The 20,247-nt window shown below is 74.9% G+C and carries 17 protein-coding genes; 10 read left to right on the plus strand and 7 right to left on the minus strand.

Going from position 1 to position 20,247, the window contains the following annotated elements:
• The first annotated feature begins 98 nt into the window (after positions 1-98).
• The gene (locus tag ACFP3R_RS14190) at positions 99-863 is read left to right on the plus strand and encodes a maleylpyruvate isomerase family mycothiol-dependent enzyme (protein WP_380636290.1); all 765 of its coding nucleotides are present in this window, start codon (positions 99-101) and stop codon (positions 861-863) included.
• 51 nt (positions 864-914) lie between these two features.
• Here the strand turns inward: ACFP3R_RS14190 and ACFP3R_RS14195 are convergent, their stop codons facing one another.
• On the minus strand, positions 915-2,498 hold the full coding sequence (locus ACFP3R_RS14195; RefSeq protein WP_380636292.1) for an alkaline phosphatase D family protein: 1,584 nt from the start codon (positions 2,496-2,498) through the stop codon (positions 915-917).
• Positions 2,499-2,521: 23 nt separating this feature from the next.
• Here ACFP3R_RS14195 and ACFP3R_RS14200 point away from each other — a divergent pair, with 23 nt between their 5' ends.
• Positions 2,522-3,232: a VOC family protein gene (locus ACFP3R_RS14200; protein WP_380636294.1), complete on the plus strand. Its 711-nt coding sequence runs from the start codon at positions 2,522-2,524 to the stop codon at positions 3,230-3,232.
• Positions 3,233-3,438: 206 nt separating this feature from the next.
• Here the strand turns inward: ACFP3R_RS14200 and ACFP3R_RS14205 are convergent, their stop codons facing one another.
• Entirely contained in the window at positions 3,439-3,618 is a 180-nt protein-coding gene (locus tag ACFP3R_RS14205; RefSeq protein WP_380636296.1) for a hypothetical protein, read from the minus strand.
• Between the two features lie 64 nt (positions 3,619-3,682).
• Between ACFP3R_RS14205 and ACFP3R_RS14210 the strand changes: the two genes are divergently transcribed.
• Both ACFP3R_RS14210 and ACFP3R_RS14215 read left to right on the plus strand, forming a co-directional pair.
• Positions 3,683-4,321 (plus strand): GntR family transcriptional regulator, encoded by a 639-nt coding sequence (locus tag ACFP3R_RS14210; RefSeq protein WP_380636297.1) that lies wholly within the window; start codon positions 3,683-3,685, stop codon positions 4,319-4,321.
• Position 4,322: 1 nt separating this feature from the next.
• Complete coding sequence (locus ACFP3R_RS14215; RefSeq protein ID WP_380636299.1) at positions 4,323-5,318, plus strand: 1-aminocyclopropane-1-carboxylate deaminase; 996 nt, start codon at positions 4,323-4,325, stop codon at positions 5,316-5,318.
• 223 nt (positions 5,319-5,541) lie between these two features.
• Here ACFP3R_RS14215 and ACFP3R_RS14220 read toward each other — a convergent pair whose 3' ends face one another.
• Positions 5,542-10,167, minus strand: coding sequence for an ATP-dependent helicase (locus ACFP3R_RS14220; protein WP_380636301.1), 4,626 nt, complete (start codon positions 10,165-10,167; stop codon positions 5,542-5,544).
• A gap of 76 nt (positions 10,168-10,243) precedes the next feature.
• On the opposite strand from ACFP3R_RS14220, the gene ACFP3R_RS14225 reads away from it, so the two are divergent.
• Both ACFP3R_RS14225 and ACFP3R_RS14230 read left to right on the plus strand, forming a co-directional pair.
• Positions 10,244-12,136, plus strand: coding sequence for an Hsp70 family protein (locus tag ACFP3R_RS14225; RefSeq protein ID WP_380636303.1), 1,893 nt, complete (start codon positions 10,244-10,246; stop codon positions 12,134-12,136).
• Between the two features lie 114 nt (positions 12,137-12,250).
• Entirely contained in the window at positions 12,251-13,489 is a 1,239-nt protein-coding gene (locus tag ACFP3R_RS14230; RefSeq protein ID WP_380636304.1) for an MFS transporter, read from the plus strand.
• 3 nt (positions 13,490-13,492) lie between these two features.
• Here ACFP3R_RS14230 and ACFP3R_RS14235 read toward each other — a convergent pair whose 3' ends face one another.
• Positions 13,493-13,618 (minus strand): hypothetical protein, encoded by a 126-nt coding sequence (locus ACFP3R_RS14235; protein ID WP_380636306.1) that lies wholly within the window; start codon positions 13,616-13,618, stop codon positions 13,493-13,495.
• A gap of 174 nt (positions 13,619-13,792) precedes the next feature.
• Between ACFP3R_RS14235 and ACFP3R_RS14240 the strand changes: the two genes are divergently transcribed.
• From ACFP3R_RS14240 to ACFP3R_RS14250, 3 genes are all read left to right on the plus strand, one after another.
• On the plus strand, positions 13,793-13,987 hold the full coding sequence (locus ACFP3R_RS14240) for a DUF3046 domain-containing protein (protein ID WP_380636308.1): 195 nt from the start codon (positions 13,793-13,795) through the stop codon (positions 13,985-13,987).
• A 170-nt stretch (positions 13,988-14,157) separates the two neighbouring features.
• Positions 14,158-15,201, plus strand: coding sequence for a recombinase RecA (recA, locus tag ACFP3R_RS14245; protein WP_380636310.1), 1,044 nt, complete (start codon positions 14,158-14,160; stop codon positions 15,199-15,201).
• A 120-nt stretch (positions 15,202-15,321) separates the two neighbouring features.
• On the plus strand, positions 15,322-15,825 hold the full coding sequence (locus ACFP3R_RS14250) for a regulatory protein RecX (protein ID WP_380636477.1): 504 nt from the start codon (positions 15,322-15,324) through the stop codon (positions 15,823-15,825).
• A gap of 155 nt (positions 15,826-15,980) precedes the next feature.
• On the opposite strand, the gene ACFP3R_RS14255 is transcribed toward ACFP3R_RS14250, so the two are convergent.
• The gene (locus tag ACFP3R_RS14255; protein ID WP_380636311.1) at positions 15,981-16,670 is read right to left on the minus strand and encodes a YqeB family protein; all 690 of its coding nucleotides are present in this window, start codon (positions 16,668-16,670) and stop codon (positions 15,981-15,983) included.
• A gap of 55 nt (positions 16,671-16,725) precedes the next feature.
• Between ACFP3R_RS14255 and ACFP3R_RS14260 the strand changes: the two genes are divergently transcribed.
• Positions 16,726-17,367 (plus strand): HAD family hydrolase, encoded by a 642-nt coding sequence (locus tag ACFP3R_RS14260; RefSeq protein WP_380636313.1) that lies wholly within the window; start codon positions 16,726-16,728, stop codon positions 17,365-17,367.
• 203 nt (positions 17,368-17,570) lie between these two features.
• On the opposite strand, the gene eda is transcribed toward ACFP3R_RS14260, so the two are convergent.
• Both eda and edd read right to left on the minus strand, forming a co-directional pair.
• Positions 17,571-18,194 carry a bifunctional 4-hydroxy-2-oxoglutarate aldolase/2-dehydro-3-deoxy-phosphogluconate aldolase gene (gene eda, locus ACFP3R_RS14265; RefSeq protein WP_380636315.1) on the minus strand — a complete coding sequence of 208 codons (624 nt, stop codon included), beginning with the start codon at positions 18,192-18,194 and terminating at the stop codon, positions 17,571-17,573.
• Entirely contained in the window at positions 18,191-20,056 is a 1,866-nt protein-coding gene (edd, locus tag ACFP3R_RS14270) for a phosphogluconate dehydratase (RefSeq protein ID WP_380636316.1), read from the minus strand. The genes eda and edd overlap by 4 nt, the downstream gene beginning before the upstream one ends.
• Positions 20,057-20,247 lie beyond the last annotated feature (191 nt).

Raw genomic sequence — 20,247 nt, forward strand, 5'->3', positions numbered from 1 at the left:
TCCGGCGGCCGGACCACCTCCCCCGCGGCGGACGACCCGGCGCGCCCCGTGGCGCGGTTCACCCATTCGCTCGACGAGATCACGTACGAGGACGGACTGTGAGCAGGGGACTGGTCGCCTACGACCGCCTGATCGACGTTGTGGAGCTGGAAGCCGAACGCCTGGCCGCGGCCGCGGAGGGGCAGCGACCCGAGCGGCAGGTGCCCGCCTGCCCCGGGCTCAACCTCGGGGAGGCCGCGAGGCACGTGGGCAGCACTTACCGGATGGTGTCGACCTGGCTGGCGGAGGGCAGCCAACCCCTGGTGTGGCAGCAGGACCCGGTGGAGGGGCAGGAACTGCCGGAGTACGTGCGCGGCGGGGTGCGGGACCTCGTGCGCGCGCTGCGGGCGCGCGAGCCGGACGACCCGTGCGAGACCTGGTGGCCCGCCGAGCGCGACCACAACTTCTGGGCGCGGCGGCTGGCGCACGAGTCGACCGTGCACCGCATGGACGTCCAGGCCGCGGCCGGGCTGCCGGTCGACCCGGTGGACGACGACGTGGCCGAGGACGGCGTCGACGAGGTCCTGACGCTCTGGCTCGGGCACCGGCTGGACCTCCTGGGCGTGCGCGGCACCCGGGCGGGGACGGTGGCCGTCCGCACGCCGGGCCGCACCTGGATCGCCACCACGGGGCCCGAACCGGCCACCGCGCACCTGCTGCTGCCCGACGAGAGCCCCGCGGCGGACGCCGAGGTGCGCGGCACCCCCATGCAGCTGTACCGCTGGCTGTGGGGCCGCATCCCGGACCGGGACCTGCCGCCCACCACCGGTGACCACGACGCCATCGCCCAACTGTGGGCGCTGCTGCGGCTGGCCACCAGGTAGACGTGCGCCCGCCGCCGGCTCCCCGGACCCCACCCGGCGGCGGGCGCACCCTCACAGGGGGATCGAGGTGACCTCGCGCAGCCCGTCCTTCCCCGCCGTCTCCAGGCGGAAGCGGACCTCGCGGCCCTCGAACTCCAGCACCCCGACCGAGTTGCCGAAGTGCGGTCCGCTGAGCTTGTGCCACGCCACCGGGTCCGGCGAGATGCCCCGCCGGTCGGCCCACCACCGCAGGAACCGCGCCACCGGCCGCGACCACGAAGCCCGGAACGCGGGCCGGAACACCCACGGCGGGTCGTTGTGCACCGGGGAGCACACCAGCTGGTAGATCTTGGCCTCCACCCGCGTGGCGAACGACGCCCGCGCCGCGTAGCTGTGGTGCACGTCCCCGGACAGCACGCACACCGTCCCCGGCGCCTGCTCGTCCTTCATGACGCGCTCGACCAGCCGCGCCAACCGCTCGTACGATGCCCGGAACGCGGGCCAGTGCTCCAGGTCAGCCACCTGCCGCACCTTCTCGCCGACCCGGCCGCGCCAGCCGGGCAGGCCGGCCATCCGCTCGTTGAGCGACTGGAGGTGGCTCAACGCGTGCGGCATCAGCCACGGCAGCGACGAGCCGATCAGCAGGTGGTCGAAGTCACCGACCGAGTTCTCCTCGATCCACCGGAACTCGCCCTCGCCCACCATCAGCCGCTCCGGGCCGGACAGGATGCGGCCGCTGCGCGTGTCGATCACCATCAGCCGGATGCGGCCGAAGTCGCGCAGGTAGCTCCACCGGGTCGACTTGCCGCCGTCGACCTCCTGGTCCGCCTGCTCGGCGAAGTCCTCCAGCAGCGGCTGCACGTCGCCGCCCGCCGACCGGACCTTCTCGTACAGCGGGTCGTGCGCCAGGTCGGCCGGGCTGAGGTTGCCCAGGTGCTGGTACACCCAGTACGAGGCCAGGCCCGCCCGGATGCGCTCGGGCCACCACCGCTTGCGCGACATCTGCTCGCGCCACGTCCGCGAGGTGTTCCAGTCGTCGCGGATGTCGTGGTCGTCGAAGATCATCGAGGTCGGCACCACCGACATCAGCCAGCGGATCTCCGGGTCGGCCCACGACTCGTGGTACAGCTCGGCGTACTCCCGGAACGACACGACCTCGCCCTTGGGCTCCGGCCGCCGTTCCGCCAGCCACCGGGTGATCCGCTTGGTCGGCTCGTCGGCGTAGACCTGGTCGCCCAGCAGCACCAGCGCGTCGGGCCACTGCTCCGGCGGCTCGTCCTTCATCCGCAGCGCGTAGGAGTCCAGCGCGTCCACGCCGAGCTTGTCGGGCTTGAGCGGGTCGCCGACCTCCTTCGCCGCCCGGCACGACCCGAACACCAGCCGCCGCACGGGCGTGGTGCGGATCAGCGAGGGCGGGAACGTCGAGCCCGGCTGCGGCCACACCACCTCGTCGTCCAGCCGCACGTCGTAGGGCGTGGTCGTGCCGGGCTCCAGCCCCTCGACGACCACCAGGGCGAAGTGCTGCTCGCCCACCTGGAACGTTCGTGCCGCGTGCCCCGCGACGGTCACCTCGCACGCCGCGTCCGTCTCGACCCACACCGTGGCCGAGGTGGAGTCGACATGTCTCAGCACAGGACCAAGGACCAGCTCCGCCATGGCGCAGACGTTACCTTCGTGCCATGGCAACCAGGTTGTACGACGTGGTCTTGGACGCCGCCGACCCCGCTGAGCTGGCCCGTTTCTGGTCGGCCCTGCTGGGGACGGGGATCGCCGAGGAGCACGCGGACGAGGTCTGCGTCACGCTCGTCGAGGGCTTGGACCTGACGTTCGTGTCGGTGGACGAGCCCAGGACCGGCAAGAACCGCCTGCACCTGGACCTGGCCTCGACCTCGGCGGAGCACCAGGCGGCGCTGGTGGCCCGCGCGGAGGAGCTGGGCGCGCGGCGGGTCGACATCGGGCAGGGGGACGTGCCGTGGGTGGTGCTGGCGGATCCCGAGGGCAACGAGTTCTGCGTGCTGGAGCGGCGCGACGAGTACGCGCGCACCGGTCCGGTGGCGGCGGTGGTGGTGGACGCGGCGGACCCGGTCGCGCAGGTGGCGTTCTGGGCGGCGGCGACCGGGTTGCCGGTGGCGCGTGAGCACCCCGGGTACGCGTCGCTGAGGCAGGAGGCGGGACCGGCGGTGGAGTTCGTCCGGGTGGCCGGGCCGAAGCGGGGCAAGAACCGCCTGCACCTGGACGTCGCGCCGCCCGCGGACGGTGACCTGCCGACCGAGGTGGCGCGGTTGGAGGCGTGCGGCGCGGTGCGGGCGGACGTCGGGCAGCGCGGGGTGACGTGGGTGGTGCTGGCGGACCCGGAGGGCAACGAGTTCTGCGTGGTGACGCCTCGGTGAGGGGGCAGCCGCGTGAGGGGGCAGCCGCTCCACCCGGTGCGCCCGCTCCACCCGGTCCACTCACCGGCGCCTCGGACGGGTAGGCCAGGCGGTGGCCCCGGTGCACCCGCTCCACCCGGTGCACCGGTTTCGGTGAGGCCGGCGGCACACCCGCCGCCGCGCGCCAGGAGCGCACCGTCACCCTTGCTCGGCGGCGGTCGGCACGATCAGCAGTCCTGCCTGCCGCTGCTGATCAGGTGGCGGTTGCCGTTCCAATCGATGTAGCCGACAGCGGCCACGCAGCGGTTGTCCGTGCCGGTGACACCCCGGGGACCCGCGTAATACGCGTAGTCGCCCAGGTCCGGGCTCCGGCCCGAGGCGTCGTCCGGCGCGTTCCGGTCGAGCACGCTCGGGGGGTGGCAGTCACGAGCGCCCTGGTGGCTTCGGCACCTCGTCGTCTACAGTGCCGATATGCAATATATCAGTCGGGCGCTGTTCCGCGACCAGGCGCTGACCGCGATCCGCGAGGCGATCCTGGGCGGTGACCTCGCGCCCGGCGAGCCGATCAAGGACGTCGAGCTGGCCGAGCGGCTGGGGCTGTCGCGCACCCCGGTGCGCGAGGCGTTGGCCCGGCTCACCGAGGAGGGCTTGGTCGAGACCAAGCCGCACAGCTACACCCGCGTCACGCCGCTCGACACCGCCGCGGTGCGCGACGCGCACGTCCTGGTCCAGACCGTGCACGCCCTAGCCGCGCGGCTGGCCGTGCCGGACCTGGTGCCCGCGGACCTGGAGGCCATGCGCGAGGCGAACGCGGCCTTCGCGCAGGCGCTGGCCGGCGGGGACGTGCCCGCCGCGCTGGCCGCCGACGACGCGTTCCACGCGGTGGCGGTGCGGCGCGGCGCGAACTTCGCCGTGATCGCCACGATCGAGCGCTACACGCCGCTGGTCCGCCGCCTGGAGCGCCTGCGCTTCGCCGCGCCGGTGGGACGCCACTCGGTGGCGATGCACGAGGAGATCATCGCCGCCTGCGCGGCGGCCGACGCCGACCTGGCGGCCCGGCTCGTCGAGCGCAACTGGGCGACCCTGGCCGACCTGCTGGAGGAGAACTGACGTGGCACTGACCGACTTCCCCCGGTTCCCGCTGCTGTTCGGGCCGTCACCGGTGCACCCGCTGGAGCGCCTGAGCGCGCACCTCGGCGGCGCCCGGGTGTGGGCCAAGCGGGAGGACTGCAACTCCGGACTGGCCTACGGCGGCAACAAGACCCGCAAGCTGGAGTACCTGGTGGCCGACGCCGTGGCGCAGGGCTGCGACACCCTGGTCTCCATCGGTGGCGTGCAGTCCAACCACACCCGCCAGGTGGCGGCCGCCGCCGCGCGGGCCGGGTTGGGTTGCGTGCTGGTGCAGGAGAGCTGGGTGGACTGGCCGGACGCGGTGTACGACCGGGTGGGCAACATCCTGCTGAGCCGGCTGATGGGCGCCGAGGTGCGGTTGGTGGAGGCGGGCTTCGGCATCGGCGTGAAGCCCGCGTGGGAGCAGGCCGTCGAGGACGTCCGCGCGGCGGGCGGCAAGCCGTACGCCATCCCGGCGGGCGGGTCGGACCACCCCCTGGGCGGCCTGGGTTTCGCGGGCTGGGCGGCCGAGGTCGAGCGGCAGGAGACCGAGCTGGGTGTCCGGTTCGACACGGTCGTGGTGTGCTCGGTGACCGGCAGCACGCAGGCCGGGATGGTCGCGGGCTTCGCGGGCAGCGGGCGGAGGGTGCTCGGCATCGACGCCTCGGCCAAGCCGGACGAGACCCGCGCCCAGGTGCTCCGGATCGCGCGGCGGACCGCCGAGCACCTCGGGGTCGAGGTGACCGACGCGGACGTGGAGCTGGACGACCGCTTCCACGAGGGCGTCTACGGCCTGCCGGGGGAGTCCACGATCGAGGCGATGAAGCTCGGCGCCCGGCTGGAGGGCATGATCACCGACCCGGTCTACGAGGGCAAGTCCCTGGCGGGCCTGGTGGAACTGGTGTCGAACGGCGAGATCCCGCGCGACTCCACCGTCCTCTACGCACACCTGGGCGGTCAGCCGGCCCTCAACGCCTACAGCGCGCTGTTCCGCTGAGTTCCGCCCGGTGCCGGCTCCCCGGCACCGAGCGGAGCCCGAGCCGCTGCCGTGAGCCCTCCGGCGCTGAGCGGGGTCCAAGCCGCCGCCGGCCCTCCAGCACCGGGCGGAGCCCGAGCCGCCGCCTGTCCTCCAGCGCCGCGCGGAGCCCGAGCCGCTGCCGCCGGCTCCCGGCACCGGAGGGAGCCCAGGCCACCACCGGCCCCCCACCACCCGGCGGGGCTCAGGCCCGCAGCCGCAAGCCCTTCGGCGTCGCGCGGAACCCCGCGTCCTGGAGGACGCCCGCGAGCCGTGAACCCAGTGCCACCTCCCCGTCCGCCCGCTGCACCGCCAGCTGCCCCAGCCACCCGTCGCGCACCGCCCGACCCAGCGCCTGCGCGGCGGCCCGCAGCGGGACCTCCTCCTCGGTGAACGACAGCAGCGACCGCCCACCCCGCTCCACGTACAGCACGACCACCCCGTCCACCAGCACCACCAGCGCGCCGGCCTTGCGGCCCGGCCGGTGCCTGCCCTCGCCCAGCGGCTCCGGCCAGTCCAGGGCCGCGCCGTGGGGCTGGGCCGGGTCCGCGGCCGCCAGCACCACCGCCTGCGGCGCCCCCGCGTGGTCCTGGCCCACCGGCCGGGACAGGGCGCGCAGCCGGTCCACCGCGCCCCGGGCGGCGAACTGCGCCGCGCCCAGGCCCTCCACCACGTACCCGCGCACGACCTGCCCGGACTCCTCCATCGCCCGCAGCACCCGGTACACGCCGCTGAAACCGCCGGTCACGCGCTCGGTGTCCAGCGCGCCCCTGGTCAGCACGCCGTGCCGCTCCAGGAACGCCTCGGCCCGCGCGTGCGCCCGGCGCGTCGCGTCGGGCGCGGGCACGACGGCCAGGGACCAGCGGCCCGCGACCGTCGGCGGCCCGCCGCGGCTGGGCGCCTCGGGGCGACCCGCGCGCATCCGGGCGTAGCGGCCGCGCGGCGCGGACCGGCGCGGCTTGTGCGCGGTGCCGCCGCCCGCGACCAGCGCCCGCAGCGGCGCCAGCGTGTCGTTGGTGACCACACCCGCCCACACCAGGTCCCACAGCGCGCCGACCACCTCGCCGTCCGTCGTGGGCCCCTGGAGCGAGACCCGGTCGACGACCTGGCGGAAGAACAGCGCGCCACCCGCCAGCGACTCCACCACGGCCCGGTGCAGCGGCGAGTCCGGCGCGGCCTCCGGCACCAGGTCCGGCAGCAGCAGGTCGGCCACGTCGGTCGGGGCCAGGGCGATCCAACCGTCGCCGCCGGCCAGCGAGCCGCAGCCGGTCCAGGTCACCTCGCCGGCCGCGGTCAGCTCGTCCAGCAGCGCCGGGCTGTAGCCGGGCAGCCGCGCGGGCAGCAGCAGCGATTCCACCGCGCTCGCGGGCAGCGGCGCGCCGGCCAGCTGCTCGACCACCGCGTACACGTCGTCCGCGGTCGGCGCGGAGCGCAGCCGCCTGCCGACGCCGTGCCAGCCGGGCAGGAAGCGGCCCAGGGCCGCGGGCTCCACCGGCTCGACCTCGGCGCGCAGCCGGGCCAGCGACGCCCGCCGCAGCCGGCGCAGCACCTCGGCGTCGCAGAACTCGGTGTGCGTGCCGCCCGCACCCGGTTGCGACGGCGCCGGTGGCGCCGGCTGCAACGCCAGCGGCCGCAGCTCGCCGCGCACCAGCCGCCCCGCGCCCGCCATCCGCTCCAGCACCCCCGTCACCACCGCGACGCCCAGGCCGAACCGCTCCGCCGCCTGCGCCGCGGGGAACGGCCCGCGGGTGCGCGCGTACCGGGACAGCAGGTCGCCCAGCGGGTCGGCCACCGGCTCGGTGAACACCTCGGGCACGCCGACCGGCAGCGCCACGCCCAGCGCGTCCCGCACCCGGCCCGCGTCCTCGATGCCGATCACCCGGTCCGCGCCCGCGATGCGCACCCGGATCGCCCGCCGCTGCGACACCAGCTCGGTCAACCACTCCGGCCGCACACCCCGCTCGGCGGCCTCGGCCTCGGACAGGTCTCCCAGGAACCGCAGCAGGTCGGCCGCGCCCTCGACGTCGCGCGCGTGCCGGTCCGGCGCGAGCCGCTGGAGGGTGCGCTCGACCTCCTCCACGACCTCGGGGTCGAGCAGCTCGCGGATCGCCTCGGAGCCGAGCAGCTCGGCCAGCAGCGCCGAGTCCAGCGACAGCGCCGCCGCGCGCCGCTCGGCCAGCGGCGCGTCCGCCTCGTACAGGAACATGCCGACGTACCCGAACAGCAGGCTCCGCGCGAACGGCGACGGCGACGGCGTCTCCACCTCCACCACCCGCACGCGCCGCGCCCGCACGTCGGTCATCAGCTCGCGCAGGCCGGGCACGTCGTAGACGTCCTGGAGGCACTCCCGCATCGCCTCCAGCACCACCGGGAAGCTCTCGTACTTCGCCGCCACCGACAGCAGCTGCGCCGCCCGCTGCCGCTGCTGCCACAGCGGCGACCGCCGCCGCGGGTCGCGCCGGGGCAGCAGCAGGGAGCGCGCCGCGCACTCCCGGAACCGGGCCGCGAACAGCGCCGACCCGCCCACCTCGGTCACCACGACCTGCTCGACCTCCTCGGGGTCGAGCAGCACGTCCTCCGCGCCGACCACCACCGGCGCGCCGTCGGCGTCCACGGCGTCGGGCAGCCGCACCACGATCCCGTCGTCGGAGTGCGCCGCCTGCACCTCGATCCCGCGCCGCTCCCGCAGCCGCGCCGCGACCGCCAGCGCCCACGGCGCGTTGACCTGCGCGCCGAACGGCGAGTGCACCACCATCCGCCAGTCGCCCAGCTCGTCCCGGAACCGCTCGACCAGCACGACCCGGTCGTTGGGCACGTGCCGCGTCGCCTCGCGCTGCTCGTCCAGGTAGGCCAGCAGGTTCGAGGTCGCCCACTCGTCCAGCCCGGCCGCCGCGGTGCGCCCGCGGGCCTCGGCCGGGTCCGCCGTGGACACCTCGCGCAGGAACCTGCCCAGCGCCCGCCCCAGCTCCAGCGGCCGGCCCGGCGCGTCGCCCTTCCAGAACGGCATCCGCGCGGGCTGCCCCGGCGCGGGCACCACGATCACCCGGTCGTGGGTGATGTCCTGAACCCGCCACGACGAGGTGCCGAGCAGGAACGTGTCGCCCACCCGCGACTCGTAGACCATCTCCTCGTCCAGCTCGCCCACCCGCGAGCCGGGCCGGTCCTCGGAGGCCGGCGTCATCACCGCGAACATGCCCCGGTCGGGGATGGTGCCGCCCGAGGTCACCGCCAGCCGCTGCGAGCCCGGCCGGCCGCGCAGCTCGCCGCTGATCCGGTCCCAGGTGATGCGCGGCCGCAGCTCGCCGAACTCCTCGCTCGGGTACCGGCCCGCCAGCATGTCCAGCACGGCCTGGAGCGCCGACTCCGGCAGCGCCGCGAACGGCGCCGCCCGCCGCACCAGCCCGGCCAGCGCCTCGACCGTCCACGTCTCCATCGCCACCATGGCCACCACGTGCTGCGCCAGCACGTCCAGCGGGTTGCGCGGGTACCGCACGGCCTCGATCGCGCCGTCCCGCATCCGCTCCGCGACCACCGCGCACGACACCAGGTCACCCCGGAACTTCGGGAACACCACCCCGCGCGACACCGCGCCCACCTGGTGCCCGGCGCGGCCGACCCGCTGGAGCCCGGACGCGACCGTCGGCGGCGCCTCCACCTGCACCACCAGGTCGACCGCGCCCATGTCGATGCCCAGCTCCAGCGACGAGGTGGCCACCACGCACGGCAGCCGCCCGGACTTGAGCTCCTCCTCCACGGTGACGCGCTGCTCCCGCGACATCGAGCCGTGGTGGGCGCGGGCGACGGCGGCCGTGCGCTGCGTGGTGGTCCCGGACTGGCCGGGCGCCTCGGCCGGGAACCGGTCGGGGCCGGCGGGGTCCGCGGCGTCCGCGTCCGGGAGCCCCCGGGCCTCCTCCTCGGCCAGCTCGTTGAGCCGCGCGGTCAGCCGCTCGGCCAGCCGCCGGGAGTTGGCGAACACGATCGTCGACCGGTGCTGCCGCACCAGCTCCAGCACCCGCCGCTCCACCGAGGGCCAGATCGACGCCCGCTGCTCCGCGCCCGCCGCCGAGCCGGAGACCTCCCCGGTCGGTTGGCCGAGCACCGACATGTCCTCGACCGGGACCTCGACCCCCACCTCGATGGTCTTGGCCGTCCCGGGCTGCACGACCGTCACGGGCCGCCCGCCCGCCAGGAACGCGCCGACCTCCTCGACCGGGCGCACCGTCGCGGACAGCCCGATCCGCTGGGCGGGCCGCTCCAGCAGCGCGTCCAGCCGCTCCAGGGACAGCGCCAGGTGCGCGCCGCGCTTCGTGCCGGCCACCGCGTGCACCTCGTCGACGATCACGGTCTCCACACCGCGCAACGACTCCCGCGCCGCCGAGGTGAGCACCAGGAACAGCGACTCGGGGGTGGTGACCAGCACGTCCGGCGGGGTGCGCGCGAACGCCCGCCGCTCGTCCGCCGGGGTGTCGCCGGTGCGCATGCCGACCGTGGTGCCAGGTTCGGGCAGCGACAGCCGGTGCGCGGCCTGCCGGATGCCCGCCAGCGGCGCGCGCAGGTTCCGCTCCACGTCCACCGCCAGGGCCTTGAGGGGGGAGACGTAGAGCACCCGGCACCGCCGCTTCGGGTCCTCCGGCGGGGTGGCGGAGGCCAGCCGGTCCAGCGCCCACAGGAACGCGGCCAGCGTCTTGCCCGAGCCGGTGGGCGCGATGACCAGCGCGTGCTCGCCCGCGGCCGCCGCCTCCCACGCGCCCGCCTGCGCCGCCGTGGGCGCGGCGAAGGCCCCGGCGAACCACTGCCGGGTGGCGGGGGAGAAGCGGTCCAGGACGGTCATGCCCACCATGCTGAACCACGGGTCCGACAATTTTTGGTTGTGGCACGATCACCCCGTCCAACCGAAGGGGTGAAACGTGCGCGTGCTGTCCGTTGACCTGGGCACTTCCAACACCGTGGCGGTGCTCGCCGCGCACGGCAGGCCGCCCCGGGTCGTCGAGGTGGACGGCTCCGCCACCATGCCGTCGGCGGTCTACTGCGAGGAGGACGGCACCCTGGTCGTGGGCCGCGACGCCGAGCGCCGCGCCCGCCTCGACCCGGCCCGCTTCGAGCCCAACCCCAAGCGCCGCGTGGACGACGGCGTGCTGCTGCTCGGCGACAACGTCGTCCCGGTCACCGACGCGCTGGCCGCCGTCCTGCGCCGCGTGTTCGAGGAGACCGCCCGCCAGCTCGGCGGCGAGGCGCTGGACGAGATCCGCCTCACCCACCCCGCCCAGTGGGGACCCACGCGCCGCAACGTGCTGCTGTCCGCCGCCCGGCTGGCGGGCGCGCCCGGCGAGGTCGTCCTGGTCCCCGAACCGGTCGCCGCCGCGTCCCACTACGCCTCGCTGTCCGTGGGCCAGGCGCTGGCCGTGTACGACCTGGGCGCGGGCACGTTCGACGTGGCCGTGGTCGCCGCCACCCAGAGCGGCTTCACCGTGCTCGCCGAGGACGGCCTGCCCGACCTGGGCGGACTGGACGTCGACCAGGCCCTGCTGGAGCACGTCGGACGGCAGGTCTCGCACCGCGACCCGGCCTCCTGGCAGCGGCTGCTGCGCCCGGAGTCCACGGCCGACCGGCGGGCCCGGCGCGCGCTCCAGGAGGACGTGCGGGCCGCCAAGGAGTCCCTGTCGCGGCACGCGCACACCGAGGTGCCGATGCCCGAGCCGTTCGAGGACGTGCTGGTCAACCGGTCCGACCTGGAGGCGCTGGTCCGGCCCAGCATGCTGCGCAGCGTGGAGCTGCTGGCCTCGACGATCCGCTCCACCGGCCTGGCGCCCAACCAGCTCGCGGGCATCTACCTGGTGGGCGGCGCGAGCCGCATCCCGCTGGTGGCGAACATGATCGCCGAGCACGTGCGGGTGGTGCCGACGAGCCTGGACCAGCCGGAGACCGCCGTCGCCCTGGGCGCGCACCACGTGCCCAAGGACGGCATCACCCCGCGCTCCCAGGACCTGACGCTGCCCGGTCGGGAGCCCGACACCGTGGTCACCCGGCCGGTGAACCCCGTGGTCAGCGGCCCCCACCAGGTCAGCGCGCCGATGAGCGGGCCGAACCCGGTCCTCGGCGGCGCGCACCCCGTCAACCCGAGCACGAGCGGGTCCTACCAGGTCAACCCGACGACCAGCGGGCCCTACCAGGTCGGCTACCCGCAGACCGGACCGCAGCAGTTCAACTTCCCCAGCGTCGCCCCGCAGCGGCCCGCGAAGCGGCGGCCCGCCAAGAGGGTGCTGATCGCCGCGGGCGCGGCCGTGGTGCTCGTGCTGGCGGCGATCGGCGGGATCTTCGCGCTCAACACGCCGGGCACGCCCGACGCGCAGGAGTGCAAGACCGACGTCGAACTGGACGACAAGGGCTTCACCGGCTGCCTGCGCCTGCTCGCGGGCGCGGTCCCGGACACCGGTACCTGCAGGTCGGGCGGCGCGCCGGGGGTGGGCGGCGTCAGCGGCATCAAGGGCACCGCGGTCAGCTGCTCCGTCCAGGACGACTACTCGGTCCAGTACGTGCTCACCGAGACGGTCACCGGCGCCGACCAGGGCGCGGAGGCCGTGGTGCGGTCGATCAAGAGCGACGTCGTCGAGGCGCGGTGGGAGGGCAACGGCCTGGCCGGCGAGTATCGGGCCGCCGCGGACGGCGGGCTGGGGCTGCTCGTGTTCACCGCCGACGGGCTGCCGCTGCTGGGCATCGTGACCAGGAGCAGCGGCGGCGAGGACCTGACCGCGGACGCGGTCGCGGACTTCTTCGAGCGCTCCGTCCAGCCGGGCACCTGAGCGACCAGGGACCTGGTCGGGCCCCGTACCCGGTCGGCCCCGTACCTGGTCGGCCCACCACCTGACCCGGTCGGCGGCTGTTCGGACCAGCGGCCCTTTGGCACGATCAAGATCATGACCGTCGTGGACGTCGTGCAGCGCAGGGTGTTGCGGGTGCTGGCGACCACGCAGGTGCTGGGCGCGGCGGGCGTCACCATCGGTCTGGCGGTGAGCACGCTGATCGCGGCCGCGCTCGCGGACGCCGACGTGGTGGGCGGCCTGGCGCAGACCGCCGCGGTGCTCGGCGCGGCCGCGTTCGCACTGCCCGCGGCGCGCCTGGCGACCCGCAGCGGACGCCGACCGGCGCTGGTGCTCGGCTACGGCGTCGGCGCGGTGGGCGCGGCGGTGGCGGCGTGCGCGGTGGTGCTCGGCTCGTGGCACCTGCTGCTGGGCGCCCTGGTGCTGTTCGGCGCGGCGTCCAGCGCGAACCTCTCCGCCCGGTACGCGGGCGCGGACCTGGCCCACCCGCACCGCCGGGCGCGCTCGGTGGCGCTGGTGGTGTGGGCGGCGACCGCGGGCGCGGTGCTGGGGCCGAACCTGGCCGACCCGGCCGGGCGCGTGGTCGCGCTGCTGGGCCTGCCCGCGGGCACGGGCCCCTACCTGCTGTCGGCGGTGCTGTTCGGGCTGGCCGCGCTGGTCGTGCTGCGGTTCCTCCGACCCGACCCGCTGGTCGTCGCCCGCGCCGCCGTCGAGCCCGCGGCCTGCTGCTCGGGCGGGGTGGCGGACACGCGCGGCGCGGCGGCGCTGTGGCGGTCGCTGACGCCCGCCGCCAGGCTCGCGCTGAGCGGCGTGGCGCTGTGCCAGACCGCGATGGTCGGGCTGATGTCGATGACCCCGGTGCACATGGACCACGCCGGCTCGTCGCTGCGCGTGGTGGGCCTGGTGATCAGCCTGCACGTGGCCGCGATGTACGTGGCCAGCCCGCTGTTCGGGTGGATGGCGGACAGGCTGGGCCGGGTGCCCGTGCTGGCGATCGGCGCGGCGCTGGTGGTGGCCGCGTCGGGCATCGCGGGCATGGCGCCCGCGCACGACGCGCCGCAGCTGGCCGCCGGGCTGGCGCTGCTGGGCTTCGGCTGGTCGGCGGGCCTGGTGGCGGGGTCGGCGCTGCTCACCGAGTCGGTGCCGGCGGCGGACCGGCCGGCCGCGCAGGGCCTGTCGGACCTGTGCATGAACGCCGGCGGCGCGGTCGGCGGCGTCGTGGCGGGCGTGGTGGTGAGCACGTGGTCCTACGCCGCGCTGGGGCTGCTCGTCGGGTTCACCGCGCTGCCGCTGCTGGTGGCGTGCCTGTTCGCGGCGCTGCCGCGGGTGCGCTGAGGGTCAGCGCTTGCGGTTGTGCCAGAACGCGCGCAGCCCCACGACGATCGCCGCGACCAGCCCGGCGATCACCACGACGGTCCCGATCGGTGACGACAGGCCCGTGGGGTCCTCCTGCAACAGCAGCACCCCTTGAGGTTAGCGCGGCGGCGGTGGACCCGCGCCCGCCTCGCCGCACCGGTCGCTCGACGGGGCGGCCGGTCCCCGGGTCCGGCGGCGGCCGACCGGTGTCGCGGAGGACGTGCCGCCGCCCGGCCGCCGGTGGGCTGAGGGCGTCCGGCGGGGCGCGCTAGCCTGGGCGCGATGCGCAACACGGTGTTCCGCAAGTTGATGGCGAACGAGTTCGGCCAGGTCCGCGGGGAGATGATCGCCCGCGACCACGTGATGTCCGGCCTCGGCGGCCGGACCGCGGACGAGGCGTTGGAGGCGGGGTTCCCGGCCAAGGAGGTCTGGCTCGCCGTCTGCGACGCGTTCGACGTGCCGGCACAACGCCGGTGACCCGGCGTGGCGACCGGCTGGTCGAACACCTGTTCGGCTACACTGCCCGACACGACCGGGTGACCCCCTCCCCCTGGTGACCTGGTCCCCGCCGAAAAATGTCGGACCCCACCCGTAACGTCGGCCCCGACATCGCACAGCGACCCAAGACAACCGAGGTGGACCTCAAGATGGCACCCCAGGCTCCCGACCGGGACAAGGCCCTCGAACTGGCCCTGGCCCAGATCGACAAGCAGTTCGGCAAGGGCTCGGTCATGCGGCTCGGCGAGGAGGGCCGCGCCCCGATCGAGGTGATCCCGACCGGCGCGATCGCGCTCGACGTCGCGCTCGGCATCGGTGGCCTGCCCCGCGGCCGGGTGGTGGAGATCTACGGCCCGGAGTCGTCCGGTAAGACGACGGTGGCGCTCCACGCCGTGGCCAACGCCCAGCGCAACGGCGGCATCGCCGCGTTCATCGACGCCGAGCACGCGCTCGACCCCGAGTACGCGCGCAAGCTGGGCGTCGACACCGACGCGCTGCTGGTCTCGCAGCCGGACACCGGCGAGCAGGCGCTGGAGATCGCGGACATGCTGGTCCGCTCCGGCGCGCTCGACATCCTCGTCATCGACTCGGTGGCGGCGCTCGTGCCGCGCGCCGAGATCGAGGGCGAGATGGGCGACAACCACGTGGGTCTCCAGGCCCGCCTGATGAGCCAGGCGCTGCGGAAGATCACCGGTGCGCTCAGCTCGTCCGGCACCACGGCGATCTTCATCAACCAGCTGCGCGAGAAGATCGGCGTGATGTTCGGCTCGCCCGAGACCACGACCGGTGGCAAGGCGCTGAAGTTCTACGCCTCCGTGCGCCTCGACGTGCGGCGGATCGAGACCCTGAAGGACGGTGGCGAGCCGGTCGGCAACCGCACCCGCGTCAAGGTCGTGAAGAACAAGGTGGCCCCGCCGTTCAAGCAGGCCGAGTTCGACATCCTCTACGGCCACGGCATCAGCCGCGAGGGCTCGCTCATCGACATGGGCGTCGACCAGGGCATCCTGCGCAAGTCCGGCGCCTGGTACACGTACGAGGGCGACCAGCTGGGCCAGGGCAAGGAGAACGCGCGGAAGTTCCTGCGCGAGAACCCGGACGTGGCGAACGAGATCGAGAAGCGGATCAAGGAGAAGCTCGGCATCGGGGCCACCCTCGACACCGAGGAGACCGCGGCCGCGCCGGTCGAGTTCTAAGCGGACGTGGCAGGACGAGGCGGTCGTGGTCGCGGGGCGCCCCGCGACCGCTCGGCCGACGACTCCGGCTTCGGCCCGGACCAGGGTTCCGACGTCGAGGAGCCGCGCCCGGTCGACCCGGTGAAGGAGCAGCGCAAGGCGACCGACCTGTGCTACGCGCTGCTCGCCGCCAGGGCGAGGACCAGGGTCGAACTCCGCGATGCCCTGCTGCGCAAGGGCATCCGCGAGGAGACGGCCGAACTGGTGCTCGGCAAGTTCGACCGGGCGGGGCTGATCGACGACACGGCGTTCGCCGAGGTCTGGGTCCGCTCCCGCCACGCCCACCAGGGCCTGGGTCGGCGTGCCCTGGCCGTGGAGCTGCGGCGCAAGGGCGTGGCGGACGAGGTGGTGACCGAGGCCGTCGCGGCGGTCGACGACGAGGCGGAGGAGGAGCGGGCCCGGGAGCTGGTGCGCAAGAAGCTGCGCACCACGGGGGGCCTGGACGACACGACCAAGATCCGCCGCGTGGTCGCCGCGCTCGCGCGCAAGGGTTACCCGGAGGGGTTGGCCTACCGGGTGGTCCGCGACGAGCTGCGCCGCGCGGGCGAGGAGACCGACGCGCTGGACGAGCTGACCCGGGACTGAGCGGCCCCCGGTCGGTGCCGCGTGGTCCTCTCGGCGTCCGTGGGAAAAGCCCTGGCGCGCAGGGGTTCCGGTCGGTCCACCGAGGACCGGGGTGATCGGTCTACCGAGGACCGGGGTGAACCGCCGTGGGTTCCCGGCCCGAGTGCGGACGAGCGTCAGGACGCGGCGCGGGCGAGGCGCCAGAACTGGCGCTTCCTGTCCTCCCGCACCACGACCCCGAGCCGGCTCAGCTCCTCGCGCAGCTGCGCGGCGTCCTCGTGGTCGCCCTTGCGCAGCGCCTCCGCCCGCACCTTCAACAGCGCGTCAGCCCCGGGCGGCAGGTCGGGCGTCCCCGCCGCCCACCGCCGGTACCGGTCCTCGTACGGGTCCTTCTCCAGCCACTGGTAGCCGTGCGTCTGGAAAGCCTCGGCCAGGTCCTCGGTCCTCAGGTCGCTGCTCTCCCTGGCCAGCTCGCCGGTGTCCACCCCGAGCAGCACGACCTTCTTGCCGTCTACGAAGACGCCCGACACCAGGGTCCGGTCGAAGTTCCGCGACTTCCCGCCGCGGGTGAACTCCACGCCCTCGTTGAAGACCTCCACCGCCAGCCGCTCGTGGGCCGCCATCCCGACGAGCACCAGGCCGCCCAGCGCGCCGATCCCCAGCGACCCGACCGTCGCCCACGGCTCCGGCACCGAGGCCACCAGCCGGAACGGCCCCTGCATCGGCGCCCACGACAGGCCGGCCACCCACCCTGCGATCGACTTCAGCCCGAACAGCACCGCCGCGCCCAGCACCGGGAACCCGACCGACACCAGGGCCACCTGCGAACGAGGCTCGGCCACCACCGTGCTCCGCCGTGCGTCCATCCCCCTCTTACCTCCCCCGAAGTGAGCGCCCAACCTATCGCCGTACGCTGCGCGCGTGAGCATCAGGGCCGAGCACGTCGTCTGGGACTGGAACGGCACCCTGCTCGCCGACAACCACGCGGTGCTGGCCGCGGTCAACCGGATCTGCCGCGACTTCGGCCGCGACGCCGTCACCCTCGACCACTGGCGCGACACCTACAGCCGCCCCCTCAAGGACTGCTACGAGCGGCTGCTCGCGCGCACCCTCACCGCGGTCGACTGGGCCCGCATCGACCTCGTCTTCCACGAGGAGTACCGCGCCGCGCTGCACGGGTGCGGCCTGGCCGACGGCGTGCCTGACCTCCTCCGGTCCCTGCCCCGGACCCAGTCGCTGCTGTCCATGTGGTTCCACGACGAACTGGTCCCGACGATCACCGAACTCGGCCTGGCCGACCTGTTCACCCGCGTCGACGGCCTGCGCGCGGAGGTGGGCGGCGGTTCGAAGGCCGAGCACCTGGCCGCGCACCTCGACGCCCAGCGGCTGCGGCCCGAGCAGGTCGTGGTCATCGGCGACGTGGTGGACGACGCCGACGCCGCCCGCCACGTGGGGGCCCGGGTGGTGCTGGTCGCCACGGGCGTCAGCTCGCGCCGGGTCCTGGAGCGGGCGGGCGTGCCGGTCGCGGACTCCATCCCGGAGGCCCTGGCCCACCTGGCGTGACGCGGGCCCGCGCCGCCGGCCGACACCGGCAGCGCCCCGCAGCCGCGCGGGCGGGAAGAGTGCCAAGACCCGGCGGGGGCCGGCCACCGGCGAACCGCGTCCGGCCAGCCCGGCCCAGGCCAGCCCGGCCCAGGCCAGCCCAGGCCAGTCCAGCCCTGGCCAGCCCAGCCCTGGCTGGCCCAGCCCCCGCCAGCCCGCCCGTCCTACCCCAGCGCGGCCGCCGCGCGGGCGAGCGCCTCGACCCGGCCGAAGTCACCCGCGGCCAGTGCGTCCTTCGGCGCGAGCCACGACCCGCCGACGCAGCCGACGTTGGGCAGCGCCAGGTAGCTCGGCGCGCTCCCCGGCGTGATGCCGCCGGTCGGGCAGAACCGCAGGCCGGGCAGCGGGCCGCCGATGGACTTCAGGTACTCCACACCGCCCGCGGCTTCCGCGGGGAAGAACTTGAGCGCGGTCAAGCCGCGCTCGGCCAGCCGCATCGCCTCCGACACGGTCGCCGCGCCCGGCAGGAACGGCAGCCCGGTGTCCTCGGCGGCGTCGAGCACCCGGTCGGTGGAGCCGGGCGTCACCAGGAACGCCGCCCCCGCCTTCGCGGCCTGCTCGGCGTGCTCGGGTCGGGTGACCGTGCCCGCGCCGATGACGATGTCCGGCACCTCCGCGGCGACCCGCTCGATGGCCGCCAGGGCGGCCGGCGTGCGCAGGGTCAGCTCGATCACCCGGACACCGCCGCGCAGCAGCGCCCGCGCCAGCGGCACGGCGTGCTCGGCGTCGTCCACGACGACGACCGGGATGACGGGGGACAGCTCCAGCAGGTCAGAGCTGGTGGTCACCGGGACACCTCCTGGTTGAACCGGCCTTCGAAGTGCGAGGCCGCGATGGGTCCGAACACGCTCGCGCCCCGGTCGGCGGGCCCGACCGCCCGCCGCAGCGCGGCGAACAGCTCGCGGCCCGTGCCGGTCCACGCCTGCGCGTCCGGGGGGAAGTCCACCAGCTCGCGCGCGTCCAGCTCCGCCGGGTCCACGAACACCTCCAGGGTGCCCGTCTCGGCGTCCAGCCGCAGCACGTCGCCGTCGCGCACCCGCGCCAGGGGGCCGCCCACGGCCGCCTCCGGGGTGAGCTGGATCGCCGCCGGGATCTTGCCCGACGCGCCGGACATCCGGCCGTCGGTGACCAGCGCGACCCGGAAGCCGCGGTCCTGGAGCACGCCCAGGGCGGGGACGAGCTTGTGCAGCTCGGGCATCCCGTTGGCCTGCGGGCCCTGCTGCCGGACCACGATCACCACGTCGCGCTCCAGCTCGCCCGCCCTGAACGCCGCGCTGAACGCCTCCTGCGTAGTGAACACCCGCGCGGGCGCCTCCACGACGCGGTGCCGCGCCTCGACCGCCGACACCTTGATCACCGCGCGGCCGAGGTTGCCCGACAGCATCCGCAGGCCGCCGTCGGCCGCGAACGGCTCGGACGCGGGCCGCAGCACGTCGGTGTCCAGCGAGCGGCCCGCGCCGGGGCGCCAGCTCAGCACGCCCTCGACCAGCACCGGCTCCTCGGTGTAGCGCGCCAGGCCGGGCCCGGCCACGGTCCGCACGTCCTCGTGCAGCAGGCCGGCCTCCAGCAGCGTGTGCACCAGGAACTGCACGCCGCCCGCCGCCTGGAAGTGGTTGATGTCGGCCGAGCCGTTGGGGTAGACGCGGGCCAGCAGCGGCGCCACCGAGGACAGCTCGGCGAAGTCGTCCCAGCTCAGCTCGATGCCCGCGGCCGAGGCGATGGCCACCAGGTGCATGGTGTGGTTGGTCGAGCCGCCGGTGGCCAGCAGCGCGACCAGGCCGTTGACCACGGACTTCTCGTCCACCACGTGCCCGACCGGGGTGTAGTCCGCGCCGCGGCTGATCTCCACGGCCCGGCGCGCGGCCTTCTCGGTCAGCGCCCGGCGCAGCCTGGTGCCCGGCGGCACGAAGCTCGCGCCCGGCAGGTGCAGGCCCATGACCTCCACGACCAGCTGGTTGGAGTTCGCGGTGCCGTAGAAGGTGCAGGTCCCGGGGCTGTGGTAGGAGGCGGACTCGGCCTCCAGCAGGTCCTCGCGGGTCGCCCTGCCCTCCGCGTACAGCTGCCGCACCCGCGACTTCTCCGAGTTCGGCAGGCCGGAGTGCATGGGGCCCGCGGGCACCAGGACCGCGGGCAGGTGCCCGAACGACAGCGCGCCGATCAGCAGGCCCGGCACGATCTTGTCGCACACGCCGAGCAGCAGCGCGGCGTCGAACATCTCGTGGGACAGCGCGATGGCGGTCGACATCGCGATCACGTCCCGGCTGAACAGCGACAGCTCCATGCCCGCGCGACCCTGGGTGATGCCGTCGCACATGGCGGGCACGCCGCCCGCGAACTGGGCCACGCCGCCCACCGCGCGCGCCGCGTCCTTGATCCACGCGGGGTACTCCTGCATGGGCTGGTGCGCCGACAGCATGTCGTTGTAGGAGGACACGATTGCCACGTTCGGGCGACGCATCGCCCGAAGGAGGTCCTTGTCGCCCCCGGTGATGCCGGCGAAGCCGTGCGCGAGGTTGCTGCACGCCATGTCGCGGCGGGCGGGCCCCTCCCGGTGGGCCTCGGCGATCCGCTCCAGGTAGGCGGCCCGACCGGCGGCGCTGCGGGCGGCGATTCGAGTCGTCACTCGGGCGACGACGGGATGCACGCTCATGGTTTCGCTGTCTCCGGTGGTGATCACGGGCCGTGTGGCCCGGTGGGACGGCAGCGCTGGCGTCGCACGAAGGACGTGACAACCCGCACACTATGTCACGACTCATGATCATTACAAAAACGATTCAGCTGCTGAGACGCGCCGTCGGTGCCTGTGGTTCTTGTCACAAGGGCGTTGAGTTGGCAGAGTCG

The organism is Saccharothrix lopnurensis (assembly GCF_042658445.1).
Lineage (GTDB): Bacteria > Actinomycetota > Actinomycetes > Mycobacteriales > Pseudonocardiaceae > Actinosynnema > Actinosynnema lopnurensis.

Excerpts from the sequence above, each read along its gene's own strand:
- ACFP3R_RS14220 (WP_380636301.1), bottom strand. The coding sequence starts at position 10,167 with ATGACCGTCCTGGACCGCTTCTCCCCCGCCACCCGGCAGTGGTTCGCC.
- ACFP3R_RS14210 (WP_380636297.1), top strand. The coding sequence starts at position 3,683 with ATGCAATATATCAGTCGGGCGCTGTTCCGCGACCAGGCGCTGACCGCG.
- ACFP3R_RS14230 (WP_380636304.1), top strand. The coding sequence starts at position 12,251 with ATGACCGTCGTGGACGTCGTGCAGCGCAGGGTGTTGCGGGTGCTGGCG.
- edd (WP_380636316.1), bottom strand. The coding sequence starts at position 20,056 with ATGAGCGTGCATCCCGTCGTCGCCCGAGTGACGACTCGAATCGCCGCC.
- recA (WP_380636310.1), top strand. The coding sequence starts at position 14,158 with ATGGCACCCCAGGCTCCCGACCGGGACAAGGCCCTCGAACTGGCCCTG.
- ACFP3R_RS14195 (WP_380636292.1), bottom strand. The coding sequence starts at position 2,498 with ATGGCGGAGCTGGTCCTTGGTCCTGTGCTGAGACATGTCGACTCCACC.
- ACFP3R_RS14200 (WP_380636294.1), top strand. The coding sequence starts at position 2,522 with ATGGCAACCAGGTTGTACGACGTGGTCTTGGACGCCGCCGACCCCGCT.
- ACFP3R_RS14240 (WP_380636308.1), top strand. The coding sequence starts at position 13,793 with ATGCGCAACACGGTGTTCCGCAAGTTGATGGCGAACGAGTTCGGCCAG.
- ACFP3R_RS14255 (WP_380636311.1), bottom strand. The coding sequence starts at position 16,670 with ATGGACGCACGGCGGAGCACGGTGGTGGCCGAGCCTCGTTCGCAGGTG.